We start from the raw sequence: 15,602 nt of genomic DNA, 5'->3' as shown, positions 1-15,602 counted from the left end.
TTCGTGCGGGATAATGGATGGGTGACGACCCTGACTGATGCGCCAACCAACACCCCGACCCTCAAGCTGCCTCCATTGCAGCTGGGCAAGCTGACCATTGATACCCCGGTGGTTCTTGCTCCGATGGCTGGGGTGACCAACCGCGCCTTCCGCCGCCTCTGCCGCGAATATGGCGGCGGGCTGTACGTGACCGAAATGGTGACCGCCCGGGCACTGGTGGAACGCAACCCCGAATCCTTGCGCATCATCTCCCACGATCCCGACGAGGAGATCCGCTCCATCCAGATCTACGGCGTGGACCCCGGCACCGTGCGCGCTGCCGTGCGCATGGTGGTTGACGAAAACCTGGCGGACCACGTTGACCTGAACTTCGGCTGCCCAGTTCCAAAGGTCACCCGCAAGGGCGGCGGCTCGGCCCTGCCCTGGAAGTCGGATCTCTACACCTCCATCATCGAAGCCGCGACCTCAGAGGCCGCCAAGGGCGATATCCCGCTGACCGTGAAGATGCGCATCGGCATCGACAAGGACCACCTGACCTACCTGGAATCAGCGAAAATTGCCCGGGACCACGGTGCGGCCGCAGTCACCTTGCACGCGCGCACCGCCGGCCAGTACTACGCGGGGCACTCCGACTGGGACGCGATCACGACCTTGCGCGAAGCCATGGATGACATGCCGGTGCTGGGCAACGGCGATATCTTCAGTGCCGAGGATGCCATTGAAATGGTTGAGCAGACCGGTGCCGCCGGCGTCATGGTAGGCCGTGGCTGCCAGGGCCGGCCATGGATTTTCGGCGACCTGCAGGCGGCCTTCGAGGGCCGTGAAGACCGTTTCCGCCCGGGCGTGCGCAAGGTCGCCGACACCGTATACCGCCATGGCGAACTGCTGGCCGAATTCTTCGAGGACGAGGGCAAGGGCATGCGCGATATCCGCAAGCACATTGCCTGGTACTTCAAGGGCTACCCGGTAGGCGGCGAAATCCGCTCGCAGCTGGCCCAGGTGCCATCCCTGGCAGTGCTGCGCGAACTGCTGGACCAGCTGGATCTGGACCTGCCGTACCCGGGGGTTGCCGCAGAAGGCACCCGCGGACGTGCGGGCCACCCGAAGAAGACGCACGTCCCCGACGGCTGGCTGGATAACCGCGTGATGAGCGATGCCCACCGCGAAATGATCAAGGCCGCCGAGCTGGATATCTCCGGCGGCTAGCCACCCCGGGATAGCCACGGCTACGCCACTAGTGGATAACTCCTCAATGCCGGCAAAGAGTTACTAGACTAGGAACTATGACTCAGATCCCCGGATATACCGAAGCCGACCAGCAGCGGTGGGTGCCTGAACCAGCGAAGAAGTCCTACCGTACTGCCTTTGAGCGGGACCGTGCCCGCGTGCTGCATTCCTCCGCCTTGCGCCGTTTGAGCGCCAAGACCCAGGTAGTGGCACCGAACCAGAATGACTTCGTGCGCAACCGGCTCACCCACTCATTGGAAGTGGCCCAGGTGGGCCGCGAGCTCGGTGCGGCCCTTGGCTGCGATCCGGATGTTGTCGACACCGCCTGCTTGGCGCACGACCTGGGTCATCCGCCCTTTGGCCACAACGGCGAGAAGGCGCTGGACAAGGCAGCCAAGGACATAGGCGGATTCGAGGGCAATGCCCAGACCTTGCGTTTGCTCACTCGCTTGGAAACCAAGACCTTCCGGCACAACGGGCATTCGGCCGGGTTGAATCTTTCGCGGGCCTCCCTGGATGCAGCGTGCAAGTACCCGTGGCTCAAAACCGATGCGCCAGAGGTCAACGGCAAGAAAACCAAGAAGTTCGGTGTCTACGAGGATGACGCCACCGTCTTCAACTGGTTGCGCAATGTCCCGGAAGCCACCGCCGGAGCAGTCTGCATGGAAGGCCAGGTCATGGACTTGGCTGATGACATTTCCTACTCGGTCCATGACGTGGAAGACGCAATTGTCGGCGGCAAGCTGCAACTGCGTTGGCTCAAGCAGGATCTGCAGCGCGAGCGCGCGTTGCAGGTGACCAAGGACTGGTACTTGCCGACCACTGGGGAGGCCGACATCGACGCGGCGTTGCGCCGCCTGGAAATCAGCGATGAGTGGGTTTCGCATTTTGACGGCTCACGGCGTTCCATGGCGGCGCTGAAGGACATGACCAGCCAATTCATTGGCCGCTTCGCCGCCGCCGCAATGGATGCCACCCGGGCACGCTTCGGGGAAGGCAAGCTCACCCGCTATAACGCGAACCTGATTGTGCCCGAGGAAACCGAGCACGAGATTGCCGTGATGAAGGGCATCGCGGCCAGCTACGTGATGGCTTCGGAAGTGCGCCAGCCGCTCTATCTGGATCAGCGCACGCTGCTGACCGAGCTGGTCGAACTGCTCTGTGAAACGGGCCGGGATAATCTGGAGCCGATCTTCGCAGCTGACTGGGAAGACGCCGCTGATGAAGCGGCCCAGCTGCGTGTGGTGATTGACCAGGTCGCCTCGCTCACTGACGTCTCAGCCACCGAATGGCACTCGTATCTGGTCAAGGGCGAAGCCCCTGACGCAAAGTTGTTCTAGAAGGGAATCATGGCAGGGCTGATCAAGCGTGAAGATATCGACGAGGTGCGTAACCGCACCGACCTCCGTGAGGTCGTCGAATCCTATGTCACGCTCAAATCCGCGGGCATTGGCTCGTTCAAGGGCCTGTGCCCTTTTCACGACGAACGCAGTCCGTCCTTCCATATTCGCCCGCAGCTAGGAACCTTCCACTGCTTTGGCTGTGGCGAGTCCGGCGACGTGATCGCCTTCATCCAGAAAATGGACCACTCCTCGTTCACCGAAACTGTGGAACTTCTGGCTGCCCGGATCAATTACGAGCTTCGCTATGAAGACGGGGGACCGGGACCGCGCCGCGAAGACTACGGCAAGCGCCAGCGCCTGGTCGACGCGCACAAGGTCGCCGAGGAATTCTTCCGCGCGCAGCTGGCTACCGAGGAAGGAGCCGCCGGCCGCGAGTTCCTTGCCGGTCGCGGTTTTGACCAGGAAGTCACAGCCCAATTCTCCGTGGGCTATGCGCCCAAGGGCTGGGATTCGCTGCTCAAGCACCTGCGCTCCAAGGGCTTCGTTGATGATGAGCTGAAGCTGACGGGCATGTTCTCCGAGGGCAATCGCGGAATCTATGACCGATTCCGAGGACGTGTCATGTGGCCGATCCGCGACCTGTCTGGTGCCACCATCGGCTTCGGTGCACGCAAGCTCTACGAGGATGACCAGGGCCCGAAGTATCTGAACACCCCGGAGACCCAGCTCTACAAGAAATCCCAGGTCCTCTATGGCCTGGACCTGGCCAAGAAGCAGATTTCCAAGAGCCGCCAGATCGTTGTGGTGGAAGGCTACACCGACGTGATGGCCTGCCATCTGGCTGGCATCACCACCGCGGTGGCCACCTGCGGTACCGCTTTCGGCACGGACCACATCAAGATTGCCCGTCGCCTGCTGCAGGATGACGGCACCGGTGGCGAAGTCGTCTTCACCTTCGATGGTGACGCCGCAGGCCAGAAGGCCGCGCTGCGCGCCTTCGAAGAAGACCAGCGATTTATTGCCCAGACTTACGTTTGTGTTGAACCAACCGGTGCTGACCCGTGCGACTTGCGTTTGCACCGCGGAGACGAAGCTGTACGCGAGCTCATCGAGCTCAAGCGTCCGCTGTTTGAATTCGCCATCCGTGCCGAATTGAAGAAATTCAATCTGAACACCGTTGAAGGACGTGTCCAGGCCTTGCGCCAGACCGCTCCGATCGTTGCGCAGATCCGCGACTCGGCCATTCGTCCGGCATATGCCCGTGAGCTTGCCGGCTGGCTGGGAATGAATAATGAGGACGTCAACCGCTCGGTGGGCGCCTCCATCAAACGCGCCCGGTTGCCGAAGAACGCCGACCTGCAGGCACCACACCCGCAACCGGGGGAGGCTGAACAGGCAATCCCGGCGGCGGCCTTTGAACGCCCGGATCACCGCGACCCGGTGATGCGCCTTGAACGACAGGCCCTGGAAGTGGTGATCCAGCAGCCGCAGCGGTTGAAGGACGAGCAATGGCAGGCGTTCTACGAGGCTCGCTTCCTGGCCCCGGCGCACTCTGCTGTCCACGATGGCGTCGTTGCCGCGTCCAGCGCAGGCGCTTCGGCGACCTCCTGGGTTGAAGTCATTCGCGACGAAGTCCCCGAGCAGTTGCGCAGCTTCGTTTCAGAACTCGCAGTGACCAGCATTCCGGCATCTGACGAACATAGCCTGAACCGCTACTGCGCCGATATCATCAACGGCTTGATTGAGCTTCAAATCACACACCGCAAGGCTGAGCTGATCGGCCGCTTGCAGCGTGCTGAAATGGCACCCGAGGGTGAAGAATATGCCCAGATCAACCGGGAACTGATGGAACTGGAGATGCGCCGGAGGATCCTTCGCGGAACCTAGGATCCCGATTTTGCATTCGCGGGAATCTTGGGTAAAGTTATATCTCGTTGCAATCCTCCATAGCTCAATTGGCAGAGCATTCGACTGTTAATCGAAGGGTTACTGGTTCAAGTCCAGTTGGAGGAGCTTACAAGAAGGTTCCGGCTCGCATTCGCGAGTCGGAACCTTTTATTTTCGCCTGAAACCGGAATTCTGGCACCTAGTCCTGACTAGCCTCGCCAGGAAAAAGCCGAGTTAGGTAGCAGGGGCCAGTTGCTGGACCAGCGGCGGGTTTTTTGCCTAGCGGATTCAGGCAGCCGGGTTCCATAAGCGCCGGGATTCCAGATACCAGAAATACGAGAAAAGGCTGATCTCGAACCATTCGACAATGAATAGGGCCTCCTGGATGCCCGCGGCCAGCAGGATCGGCCAGGCAATCAATCCGATGAGCATCAGCACCAGGATGATTGCGTAGTGCAGCTTCTTGCCTCCGCTGGTGTCCATCGCGCACAGCGGCTTGTGGTCCAGGTGGCTGGCGATGGCGATGCCCATGGAGAAGATCAGCAGGAATGCAGCGCTGGCATGCACGCCGGCGAACTGCTTGCCTTCAACGGTCCGCCACAGCAGCAGCAGGACAAAGCCGACCAGGAGCAGGGTGCTCAGCAAACCGAGCGCTTTGGTCGCGGTGCTGTGGAACAGCGCGCGGTGCGGAGCGCGGCTAGTCCTGATTCCCAGCCAGATGAATACCGAGCTGACGACGAGAACCGCAATAACCGATACCTGCACGGAGAAGATGAGCCGCCTCTGCTCGCCCAGGGGCAGCTGCGCCAGCGTTTCACCCAGCTTGGTGGGAACCAAGGCGACGAACATGGCGTAGAAGCCGGCCAAATTCAGTGCATAGTCCTCCAGCTCGTCTCCGGTGTAAACCACCAGCAGCACTCCGGTAGTCACCAGCATCGCAACGAACAAGTCCCGTGCTGGACCCAGGTAATAGGAACTCAGGGAGTCTTCAATGCGCTGGTTGGCAATGCCATAGATGACGATGGCAACGACAAGGAGCAGGGGCACCGCGAGCAGCATGAGGCGCACATAGCGCAATGTACTGCGGCCCGGGGAGTGTTCAAGGGAAGTGGCCATAAGTGCATTCTGTAATGAATCACCCAGGTTTTGCCAACGGGCCCGCCTAGCGCAGGAAAATTCCCGGGAGAATCGCAGGCATCGGTCCGCGGGCCAGATGCACCTGCTGGAACACCTGAATGGTGCACGTCAATCGCCCGCACTTGGCTTCCGGAAACTGCAGCTGCCTTGGGCAGCTCGGCTGGAGCCGAATCCGGGACAAGCTAAATTGTCGTAGGCACTGGCATGATTCTTGAAGAGTCAACAAAGACTCTTTTCGGCCGAAGTCCTCATCCGCTTGGGCTGATATCCGCCTCGGCGCCAGCGTGGCGCCGTCTTCACTCGAAGGAAGCTTTCATGTCCGTACAAAATCCGGTCGATCCGAACATGGTGCCACCGGCACCGCCTGCCAAGAGCTCAGCTGGCAAGGGCCTGGGCATTGCGGCCCTGGTCGTGGCCATCGTTGCATTGGCCCTGTGCTGGGTACCGATCGTCAACAACTTTGCCGCCGTGCTCGGTTTCATTGCTCTGGTACTGGGCATCGTCTCGCTCATTGTCGCTTCCAAGCGCCGTGGCAGCAAGGGCTTGGGCGTTGCATCGAGCATCATCGCCATCGTAGCCATCGTTCTTGTGTTCGCCACCCAGGCAGCCTATGTGAAGGCGATCGACGAGGTCGCCAACGGCATTGCCGACGCTTCCGACGGCGAAGTGGCGGCACCGGCTGAGATCATCGAGCAAGCCGAAGACGAAACACAGGTATTGGCCTTGGGGCAGGCCGCTGCTGTTGGCGAGTATTCGGTCAATGTCAGTGCGGTGAACCTGGATGCCGGCGCACAGATCGCCAAGGCAAATGAGTTCAACCAGGAGGCCGAAGGCCAGTATGTCCTCGTGGACCTTTCTGTTGTCTACAACGGAGAAGAAGAAGGCGACGCATGGCTGGACCTTAATCCAGAGCTGGTGGGCTCGGATGCAAGCATCTACAGCACCAGCAGCGCGACTGCGATCACCGCCAAGCCGGGCATGGACGTTCCTACCTTGGCCAAGGGCGGGAAGGGAAGCTACCAGGTGGTCTTCGACGTGCCGGCCGAGGCCGTGGCAGATGCGAAAATCCGCATGAGCGAAACGCTCTCGTTCACTGACGACTCGGTGCTCTGGGCTGCGAAGTAGCTCGAATTCGCAGAGGTTCCGCTATCCCATCAGGGGTGGCGGAACCTCTTTTCTTTTGCCCTGGCGGCGAGGAAGCCCGCAGCTCGCGGATTGCGACCACAACATGAACACCGAAAATAGGAAGATCGGAAAAATTTTCAAGGAATTCCCCGCGCTGCCGGACCTCGGAAATACGCGAGAACCCGGGGCGATTCGCTCGCTCTCATTTGCTTCTCATGGACGCGCCATAATCCTCTCACCACCGCCTAATGCGCTCCTCACAAGGGTCTTTTAATGTTCAAAGCATGAATCGCCGCATACTTCTCATCCTCATGGTGTTGGCCGTGCCAGCGGGACTGGCCGGTGCCAGCCAGGCACTTGCCGACAAGGCCAATCCGCCCATCCCGCATCAGCAGCCAATCATTGTCCAGCTCTCACCGGCTCCCGAGCCCGCTGCTGCACAAGCGCAAGCTGAGGAGCTGATCGCCAATGGCTGATATCCATGAGCACCAGGGATCAACGGTGTCGGCACGGTTGCGCATTGTCGGGTGGATCGTGCTCACTACTGCACTGGCCCTGCTGGCCGTAACGGTTTCGATGCGTTCGATCATGTCCGGCCAAGTAGCCGAAGCTGCCAACGTGGGCATCGCGCAGGAAATCGAGGAGTTCCGGACCTTCGCCGCCGAGGGACTGGACCCGAAGACAGCTCGCCCGTTTTCCTCGATCGGTGAATTGATGGAACGCTATCTGGCCCGCCAGCAGCCGATGGCCGGCGAAGCGATTCTCGCGCAGGCCAATGGACGGGTGCTCACCGCAGGCACCGCAGCCAACCAGGCCGGGACCTGGCTGGCTGATGACCCCGTGCTCCTGGGCCGTATTCTCGATGACGCGAAGACCTCCGGAATCCTGGAGAGCAACCACGGGACGGTTCGCTGGGCGAAGGCCGAGGCCAAGGATGCCTCCGGAGCCAGCGGGGCGGGGCACCAAGCCCATCTGGTCGTCGCGCACTTCATTGGCGGGGCCCAGGAAGAAGCCAACCGGCAGGCAACCATGCTCTTCGGCGTGGCCGCCGGGGGACTGGCCTTGACCGCGGGGATCGCCTGGTTGGCAGCTGGGCAGATCATGCGTCCCATCCGCACCATGAGCGAAACCGCCGCCTCGATTAGCGCCAATGACCTCTCGGCCCGCGTTCCGGTTGAAGGACGCGACGACTTGGCGCAGCTGGCCAGGACACTGAATGCGATGCTTGACCGGGTTGAAGCTTCGCATCTGGCCCAACGCCACTTCATCGCCGAAGCACGAGAGCACCTGGGAAGCCCGCAACGCAAGATGGCAGCTGCCTTGCAGAAGCTCAACGAGGAAGAGGTGCCCCGGAAGCAACGCGGCAGGATCATCAGCACCGCGCAGGCGCACATTTCGCTGATGGGGCAGACGCTTGCCGACCTGGAATTGCTGGCGCAAAGCTCGGACCCGGACTTCATCCAGCGCCGAATGGTGCCCGTCGGCGAAGTCACGGCGGACGTTGCCGCGGCAGCCGCCCGCCCGGGCGCCTACCCGGACCGCCGATTCCGCATAGCCGAGTCTGCCAAGGCCCAGGCGTGGCTGGATCCGCTGCGCGTTGCCCAGGCCATGCACCAACTGATTCAAAATGCCGTCGCGCATACCGAGGATGGAGAAAGCATCCGGATCGGTTCTGCCGCAGCAAAGGGCATGGCCAGCTTCTGGGTTGCCAACGATGGACCGGCGTTGGACCCGGACCAGGCCCGTGCCCTGCTGGAAAACTATCGCAGTGCCCCGGAAGCCGGCCAGCAGGGATCCGGCATGGGCTTGGGCTTGGCCGTGGTGAAAGCGGTCGCGCAAGCCCACGGCGGCACGGCCTGGGTGGAATCCGGAAACGGCAACGGGACCAGTTTCGGATTTTCCCTCCCGCAAGCTGATGCCGGACAAGGCATCCGCTGCGAAGAAGAATTCGCCCAATCCATGGCCAGCAGCCTGGGCGGTGAGTCATGAGCATCAAGCCAACTGCGCCACGCTCGGGATTCCGCTACACCGCCCAGCGGTCCACGGACCAGGCCGCGGAACAGGGCAACGACGGTGCGGTACGAAACCGGTGGAGCAAGCAGAACGCAGCGCGAATCATCGCCGCACTGGTCTTGCTGGGCTTTCTCGGCTGGTGCGCCTACGGAGCCTTCGGCCCAGATGCGGGGACAGCGCAGGCATTGCCGGCACAAGGGGCCCTGACCCTGGCGGTCTTCGCCTTGGCCATCTGGCTCTGGGTCTTCTCGCCAGTAGGCGATACCTTTATCGCCTTGGGCGCAGCAGTGGTGCTGGTGCTCATGGGCGTGCTGCCCGAAGCCGAACTGTTCTCCTCGCTGGGAGAAGACACCATTTGGCTCTTGCTGGCCGCCTTCGTGATCGCGGCGGGGATCACCGCCACGGGACTGGCTACCCGCGCCGCAGCATGGATAGCCGCAGGGGCGAACACCCCGCGGCAGCTGATCCACCTGACCACCGGGGTGCTGGTCGCTACCGCATTCGCGGTGCCGTCCACTTCCGGGCGCGCGGCCCTGGCCATTCCGGTCTTCATTGCCCTGGCCAAGGCGCTGGCGGATCGCCGCCGCATCGTCCTGGCCCTGTCCCTGGTTTTCCCCTCGGTTATCCTGCTTTCGGCCGTGGCATCCTATCTGGGAGCCGGAGCGCACTTGATCACCAGCCAGATCCTCGCCACCGCGGGCCATGAAGGATTCTCCTTCGCCGGCTGGCTGGTCTACGGATTGCCGCTGGCTTTCGTTTCCTCCCATCTGTGCGCCGAACTGGTGCTGTGGATGTTCACCCGCAAGGAGGACCGCGCAGAACCGCTGGCGGTGGGCATCGAGCGGCTGCAGCAGTATTCGCCGGTGCCGCTCTCGGGCCCGCTCACGGTGGGGCAATCCAGGGCAGCGCTGCTGGTCTCGGCCGTGGTGGTGCTCTGGTGCACCGAGCCCCTGCACCAGCTCCATCCCGCCATCGTGGCCCTGCTTGGTTCATTGCTGGTAGCCAGCCCGGGATATGGCTCTGTAGGCCTGGCCAAGGCATTGAAGGCGGTGCCGTGGTCGATGCTCATCTTCATGGCCGCGACCCTCACCCTGGGCACGGCGCTCGCCGGAAGCGGAGCCGCCGAATGGCTGGCCCGCAAGGTGCTTGGCCCTGTCGAGCAGCTCGGCGCTGCCGCACCCTGGGTCTTCACCGTCCTCGTGGTGGTGGTCTCTGCCGCGGCGCATCTGGTCATCCAGTCCCGTTCGGCCCGCTCAGCGGTGCTGATTCCGCTGGTGGTCTCGCTGGCCCCGGGCGTCGGGGTCAACGCGGTAGCCATTGCCCTGGCTTCCACCGCCGCCGCCGGTTTCTGCCACACCCTGACCAGCAGCGCGAAGCCGGTGAACCTGTTCTCCGAGATCGAGGGCATCGAAACCTATAAGCCGGCAGACCTGCTGCGCCTGAGCGCGGTGCTCGGACCGCTCATGGTCCTGCTGGTCCTGGTCTTCGCCTTCTGGATCTGGCCGGCCATGGGACTGCCGCTGTTCCTCTGAACCACCTCATAGCTTCACATCTCATCGCATTCATCCTCACTGAAAAGGACAACGAATCATGGCACACGCACTTCCACAACGCATCCTGGTAGCCCCTTCCGGATTCAAGGAATCCCTCGACGCGGCGGCAGTCGCGGCGGCCATCGGCGCCGGGGTTCGCCGGGCCTTGCCCGGAGCCACGGTCAAGGCAGTGCCCATCGCCGATGGCGGCGAAGGCACCGCAGAAACCCTGGCGTGCGCTACCGGCGGCCACCTGGTGCCAATGGCAGTCACCGGTCCGGTCGGCCAGCAAGTCGAGTCCCACTACGCCATGCTCGGTGGCGAAGCGGCCGGAACGGCAGTCGTCGAAACGGCCGCCGCTGCGGGCCTGCGGCTGGTTCCCCGCGACCAGCGGGATCCGGGAACCACCACCAGCTACGGTGTGGGCGAGCTGATCGCGGCCGCCATTGATGCCGGGGCCTCCAAGATCCTCGTGGGCTGCGGCGACTCGGGTACCTCGGATGGAGGCATGGGTGCATTGCAGGCGCTGGGTGCACGAATCCTTGATGCCAGCGGCCATGAGGTCAAGGCCGGCGGCAACTACCTCGGATCGGTGGACCGGTTGGATCTGTCCGGCCTGCACCCGGCCCTGGCTGCCGGGAATGTCCGGATCACCATGGCGCTGAACCCGCACAATGTGCTGACCGGCCCGCGCGGAGTGGCCCGCGTTTTTGGTCCGCAGAAGGGGGCAACTCCGGAACAGGTCGAAATCATGTCAGCAGGTTTCGAACGCTGGGCCTCGATCCTGCGCCGCGATGCGTTGGAGTCCTCGCGCTCAACGGATTTCGCTTTGGCCCCGGGGACGGGTGCTTCGGGCGGGCTGGGTGCTGGCTTGGCGGCGGTGGGGGCGGTGCTCTTGCCTCGCTTCGAGGCGATCCTGGACTCGGGCTTGGCCGGCATCGATCTGGACTCGATGCTGCGCGGAGCGGATCTGGTCATCACCGCAGAAGGCGCCATCGACTTCCAGACGCCCAAGGGCAAGGTGCCGGCGGAGGTAGCACGGCGCGCGGCGCTGCATGGGGTGCCGGTAGTGGCCTTGGCAGGAACTCTGGGCCGCGGCTGCCGAGACGTGCACGATATCGGAATTGACGCCATTGCCTCGATCATGCCGATCCCGATGACGCTGCAAGAAGCAGTGGATGACGGGGAGCGGCTGCTGATCGAAGCGGCCGAACGCTTCATGCGCACCATCATCCTGGGTGCATCAATGGCAGCAGCCCGGCTCAGCCCGCGCGAGGCTTGGTAGCAGCCAGCGGTCGCGCCCTGAATAGGAACAAGCGTGCTGCCTTGCTAGAGCACGTAGGAGGCGATGAGCTGAGAGAGGGCCCGGACATCAACTTTGCCCTTGAACTCCAGACGAACTTTGCCCAACCCGCTGAACCACAGGTCCAGCTCCGCATCCAGATCGAAGGTTCCAGCTGTTTCAACGGAGAACGACTGGACTTTCGAATACGGTAACGAGGTGTAATCCCGCTTTTTGCCGGTCATGCCTTGCACATTGACGGCGATGAGTCGCTTGTTGCTGAAGACCACGTAGTCGCGTGCACCCTTGAAAGCGCTTAGTAGCTCTTCGCCAGTGACCATCATGGGTACGATCTCCGGTGCGACTTGTGAAAGGTCCCATGGGCCCAATTTGAAGACAGAGGAATTATTGAAATCAATCATGTAAAGAGCGTACGAAGGATGAGGGACAAATAGGCGACGACTAATTTCCCGAATCGTGGCTGAGAGCCCAACTTGTCGGTACTTTCAGGTACGGTGAAATAATCAAATCTTCAACCAATAATGGGGGTCAGTGTAAATGCAACTTCGATCAAAAGTAGACTTCAGCACTGCGGTAGAAGATGTAAGGGACTATTTCGGGACCATGGGAAACGGTCGGCCCAAGTATTCTGGATCGCGCTTTGAAACTCTGGGTGAAGGTGTCGATACTGATCCACATCGAATCACTGCGACCGACTTGGTGGCGGTATCGATGCTCTCCGTTGACGTGCCAGCGCAGGCTTCCTTGGGAATCCTCGAAACGCTAGCCGAGCAAATCAGCGAATTGCTGTCCCAGATTCCGCAGGACTTGAAGTTTGAGAATTTGACACCAGAATCATTCGAGAAATATCTCGCTGAGGGATCGCCTGCGGATAAATTGTGGTCGCTTCTACGGCAACATGAAGACCCTTGGAAGGTTGGACAAACCACGGCAAGCAAGATCATGGCTCGCAAGCGGCCGGACTTGATTCCGGTTTACGATTCGGTTGTCGAAGCAGTTGCCGGGATCAAAGGCAGTGGAGAACAGTGGATCGTTTGGTACTCAGCCTTCCACGACGGTTCCTCCGAGGCCGCGGAATTTGTAGACAAGCTCAGAGCGATCAGGGCTGAGGCTGGCCAACCTCACTTGTCGTTATTACGAGTTTTGGATATTGCATTATGGAAGCAAGGAAAGCGCGAAATAAGGCATTCGTAAATCGCGCCTAGGGCTTGGCCCAGAATCGGCTCAGGCGTGCTGCCTTGACCGTTGACAACGGCGTTCAAGGCAGCACGCCTGTTTTTCGCGTATTCCCTAGAGCTCGATAGCCGCCACGGCCTGAACCGCGCGTGCCGCCTCGGCGCCCTTCTTCAGGAAATGCTCGAAGTAGAAGCCCTGGTGCTCATCATTCGAGTGGAAGTGGTGCGGGGTCAGGCTGACCGAGAAAGTAGGTACATCGGTATCCAGCTGGACCCGCATCAAGCCGTCCACTACCGCCTGGGCAACGAAGTCGTGGCGGTAGATGCCGCCGTCAACCACGAGGGCTGCGGCTACCACTGCATCGTACTTGCCGGTCTTCGCCAGGCGCTGGGCCTGCAATGGCATTTCGTAGGCGCCGGGTACGCTGACGACATTGATGGTGTATTCCTGCCCGGAAGAATCCATCTCGGCCTTGAAGCCGGCCAGGGCCTGGTCGACGATATCCGCATGCCAGCTGGCCTTGATGAAGGCGACGTTCAATGGCTTGCTCATGAGTTGCTCCCTGATTCTGCGTGCAAATGTCTAAGTCTTTTGATCTAGCCTAGTGGCGTGGGTCTCAATGGAATAAATGGGGAAGGGATCCGCGTAACGAATGAGCCGGTTCAGCGCCAGCCCATCAGCGGGGCCACGTGCTTGAGCACTGATTCGATGACGTGGGCGTTGTAGTCCACGCCCAACTGGTTTGGAACGGTGAGAAGGAGCGTATCCGCCGCGGCGATGGCTTCGTCTTCGGCCAGCTTCTTGGCCAGTTCATCTGGTTCCCCGGCATAGGACTTGCCGAAGACCGCACGGGTCTTCTCATCGATGTTGCCGATCTGGTCCGAGCTGTAGCGGTCACGGCCGAAGTACTGCCAGTCGCGCTCATCGGTCAGTGCGAAGATGCTGCGGCTCACCGAGACGCGCGGTTCGCGTGAGTGGCCGGCTTCCTTCCAGGCGTCGCGGTAGAGCTGGATCTGCTCGGCCTGCTGGACGTGGAAGGGCTTGCCCGATTCATCGTCCTTGAGCGTGGAGCTCTGCAGGTTCATGCCCAGCTTCGCGGCCCACACTGCAGTGGCATTGGATCCGGAACCCCACCAGATGCGTTCGCGCAAGGTGTCCGAATGCGGCTCGATGCGCAGCAGGCCCGGGGGATTGGGGAACATCGGGTTCGGGCTAGGCTCGGCGAAGCCTTCCCCGGAAAGCACCTCGAGCAGGCGCTCGGTATGCCGGCGGCCCATATCGGCATCCGATTCGCCCTCGCGCGGCTCGAAGCCGAAGTGGCGCCAGCCGTCAATGACCTGCTCGGGCGAACCACGGCTGATGCCCAGCTGCAGGCGGCGATTGGAAATCAGGTCGGCGGAGCCTGCATCCTCAGCCATGTACAGCGGGTTCTCGTAGCGCATGTCGATGACGCCGGTACCGATCTCGATGCGGCTGGTTCGCGCGCCGATGGCAGCCAGCAGCGGGAACGGGGAGGCGTATTGCTGGGCGAAGTGGTGCACGCGGAAATAGGCGCCGTCCGCGCCGAGCTCCTCGGCGGCGACCGCCAGATCGATGGCCTGCAGCAGGGCATCGGAGGCGGTGCGGGTGCCTGATTGCGGGTGGTCGGTCCAGTGGCCGAAGGACAAGAATCCGATGTTCTTCATGCTTGAGGCAACAAGTAGTCTCGAATGGTTATTCCAGTCCTAGCCTCGTGGTCTGCTAGAACTGGCGGGCGGCGACGCCGGCTCGATGCGCAGTGGCGAGCGCCTCTTCGAGCTGCGCGATAGTCACTGGCTGACCGCGATCGGCAAGGTGCGCGGAGTAGAAATTAGCGGGATCTTGGGCGTAGACGTGAGTGTAGCCACCGGATTCGGGCTCGGCGCGCCACGAATCAGCCAAGGTTCCGGCATTGACCGTGTCGAAGCCCAACGCTTGGACAAGTTCCAGCACTTCGGTCTTGGCAGCAAGGTCATCGCCATATATTGGCAACGCGGTCCTCGGAGCTGAATTGACCAGAAGCGGGATGTGATGCGCCACGATGTTGTTGAAGGCTTTGGTGATGCGGGCGCCGGGAAGGAGCGATGCTTCCAATTGCGCAGTAGTGGACTTCAAGGAATCGAGAACTTCTATGCGCCCGTCGCGGGATGGGTAGTAGTTGCCGGTGGATAGGACCGTCTTGTTGGCAAGCACCTGGGTTGGAAGGTCCGAATAAGCCGACAGCGGGATGGCCAACACGACGATATCGCCATATTCAGCGGCTTCAGCAACGGTTGCCGCGTGCGCGTTGTCGCCGAGTTCTTCCACCACGTCGGCGAGCGAGGCGGTGCCGCGTGAGTTCGCGATGGCCACGGTGGCGCCAGCGGCCACAGCTAGGCGAGCAATGGCCTGGCCGATATTTCCGCTACCGATAATCCCGATCTTGGTTGTGCTCATGGGTTGCTCCGAATTCTTATCTTGTGGTCGATGAGGTATCTAAGGGTGAAGAATTTTATGTGGTGCGGGCAAGTTCCTGGCGAACCGTATCCATGAGTCCAGGGAATCGATGATCCAGTTCTTCGGTGCGCAACCAGTTGCGGTGCCGGGTGCCATCAACCTCTTGCCTGATCAAGCCGGATTCCCTGAGGATGCGCCAGTGCCGGGTGAGTGCCGACTTTGAGACACCAAAGTCCGAGCTGCTGCACGCGCCACCGGGGGTTGCGCCAATGTGAGCGATGATGGCGCGCCTGACCGGATCGGCCAGAGCGGCCATGATTTCGAATAGGTCCATTTCCTCTTCGGAGGGAATGGTTAGAGGTCGAGTGAGGCGGCTTGCCACGTTCATTTCCTTAACTCCGAAAG

The 15,602-nt window shown here is 61.6% G+C and carries 15 protein-coding genes and 1 tRNA gene; 10 read left to right on the top strand and 6 right to left on the bottom strand.

Going from position 1 to position 15,602, the window contains the following annotated elements:
- The first annotated feature begins 21 nt into the window (after positions 1-21).
- The 4 genes from dusB (at position 22) to EDF61_RS01060 (ending at position 4,583) form a co-directional block, all read left to right on the top strand.
- Positions 22-1,206: a tRNA dihydrouridine synthase DusB gene (gene dusB / locus EDF61_RS01075; RefSeq protein ID WP_105657211.1), complete on the top strand. Its 1,185-nt coding sequence runs from the start codon at positions 22-24 to the stop codon at positions 1,204-1,206.
- A gap of 77 nt (positions 1,207-1,283) precedes the next feature.
- On the top strand, positions 1,284-2,567 hold the full coding sequence (locus EDF61_RS01070) for a deoxyguanosinetriphosphate triphosphohydrolase (RefSeq protein ID WP_105657212.1): 1,284 nt from the start codon (positions 1,284-1,286) through the stop codon (positions 2,565-2,567).
- A 9-nt stretch (positions 2,568-2,576) separates the two neighbouring features.
- A complete protein-coding gene (gene dnaG / locus EDF61_RS01065; protein WP_105657213.1) occupies positions 2,577-4,457 on the top strand; it encodes a DNA primase in 1,881 nt (626 codons plus the stop codon).
- 53 nt (positions 4,458-4,510) lie between these two features.
- Positions 4,511-4,583 (top strand) — tRNA-Asn (locus EDF61_RS01060).
- 162 nt (positions 4,584-4,745) lie between these two features.
- Here the strand turns inward: EDF61_RS01060 and EDF61_RS01055 are convergent.
- The gene (locus tag EDF61_RS01055; RefSeq protein ID WP_105657214.1) at positions 4,746-5,573 is read right to left on the bottom strand and encodes a hypothetical protein; all 828 of its coding nucleotides are present in this window, start codon (positions 5,571-5,573) and stop codon (positions 4,746-4,748) included.
- A 336-nt stretch (positions 5,574-5,909) separates the two neighbouring features.
- Between EDF61_RS01055 and EDF61_RS01050 the strand changes: the two genes are divergently transcribed.
- The 5 genes from EDF61_RS01050 to EDF61_RS01030 all read left to right on the top strand — a co-directional run bounded on the left by EDF61_RS01050 (position 5,910) and on the right by EDF61_RS01030 (position 11,549).
- Positions 5,910-6,719 (top strand): DUF4352 domain-containing protein, encoded by an 810-nt coding sequence (locus EDF61_RS01050; protein WP_166650651.1) that lies wholly within the window; start codon positions 5,910-5,912, stop codon positions 6,717-6,719.
- A gap of 284 nt (positions 6,720-7,003) precedes the next feature.
- Positions 7,004-7,195: a hypothetical protein gene (locus EDF61_RS01045; RefSeq protein WP_133833006.1), complete on the top strand. Its 192-nt coding sequence runs from the start codon at positions 7,004-7,006 to the stop codon at positions 7,193-7,195.
- Positions 7,188-8,708, top strand: a complete 1,521-nt coding sequence (locus EDF61_RS01040) for an ATP-binding protein (RefSeq protein WP_133833005.1) — start codon at positions 7,188-7,190, stop codon at positions 8,706-8,708. Before EDF61_RS01045 ends, EDF61_RS01040 begins: the two co-directional genes overlap by 8 nt.
- A complete protein-coding gene (locus tag EDF61_RS01035; RefSeq protein ID WP_105657217.1) occupies positions 8,705-10,264 on the top strand; it encodes an SLC13 family permease in 1,560 nt (519 codons plus the stop codon). The genes EDF61_RS01040 and EDF61_RS01035 overlap by 4 nt, the downstream gene beginning before the upstream one ends.
- Before the next feature lie 58 nt (positions 10,265-10,322).
- The gene (locus EDF61_RS01030) at positions 10,323-11,549 is read left to right on the top strand and encodes a glycerate kinase family protein (RefSeq protein WP_105657218.1); all 1,227 of its coding nucleotides are present in this window, start codon (positions 10,323-10,325) and stop codon (positions 11,547-11,549) included.
- 44 nt (positions 11,550-11,593) lie between these two features.
- Here EDF61_RS01030 and EDF61_RS01025 read toward each other — a convergent pair whose 3' ends face one another.
- Positions 11,594-11,968: a PH domain-containing protein gene (locus EDF61_RS01025; RefSeq protein WP_013348303.1), complete on the bottom strand. Its 375-nt coding sequence runs from the start codon at positions 11,966-11,968 to the stop codon at positions 11,594-11,596.
- Between the two features lie 136 nt (positions 11,969-12,104).
- On the opposite strand from EDF61_RS01025, the gene EDF61_RS01020 reads away from it, so the two are divergent.
- On the top strand, positions 12,105-12,761 hold the full coding sequence (locus EDF61_RS01020) for a DUF6308 family protein (protein WP_105657219.1): 657 nt from the start codon (positions 12,105-12,107) through the stop codon (positions 12,759-12,761).
- Between the two features lie 96 nt (positions 12,762-12,857).
- Here the strand turns inward: EDF61_RS01020 and EDF61_RS01015 are convergent, their stop codons facing one another.
- The 4 genes from EDF61_RS01015 to EDF61_RS01000 all read right to left on the bottom strand — a co-directional run bounded on the left by EDF61_RS01015 (position 12,858) and on the right by EDF61_RS01000 (position 15,579).
- Positions 12,858-13,295, bottom strand: a complete 438-nt coding sequence (locus EDF61_RS01015) for a 6,7-dimethyl-8-ribityllumazine synthase (RefSeq protein WP_105657220.1) — start codon at positions 13,293-13,295, stop codon at positions 12,858-12,860.
- 110 nt (positions 13,296-13,405) lie between these two features.
- The gene (locus tag EDF61_RS01010; RefSeq protein ID WP_105657221.1) at positions 13,406-14,428 is read right to left on the bottom strand and encodes an LLM class flavin-dependent oxidoreductase; all 1,023 of its coding nucleotides are present in this window, start codon (positions 14,426-14,428) and stop codon (positions 13,406-13,408) included.
- Positions 14,429-14,483: 55 nt separating this feature from the next.
- Positions 14,484-15,236, bottom strand: a complete 753-nt coding sequence (locus EDF61_RS01005) for an NADPH-dependent F420 reductase (protein ID WP_286134163.1) — start codon at positions 15,234-15,236, stop codon at positions 14,484-14,486.
- A 16-nt stretch (positions 15,237-15,252) separates the two neighbouring features.
- Positions 15,253-15,579, bottom strand: a complete 327-nt coding sequence (locus EDF61_RS01000; protein WP_105657301.1) for an ArsR/SmtB family transcription factor — start codon at positions 15,577-15,579, stop codon at positions 15,253-15,255.
- Positions 15,580-15,602: the final 23 nt, after the last annotated feature.

It is taken from the genome of Arthrobacter sp. JUb115 (assembly GCF_004365035.1).
Taxonomy (GTDB): domain Bacteria; phylum Actinomycetota; class Actinomycetes; order Actinomycetales; family Micrococcaceae; genus Glutamicibacter.
This window is presented reverse-complemented; position numbering and strand designations above follow the sequence as displayed.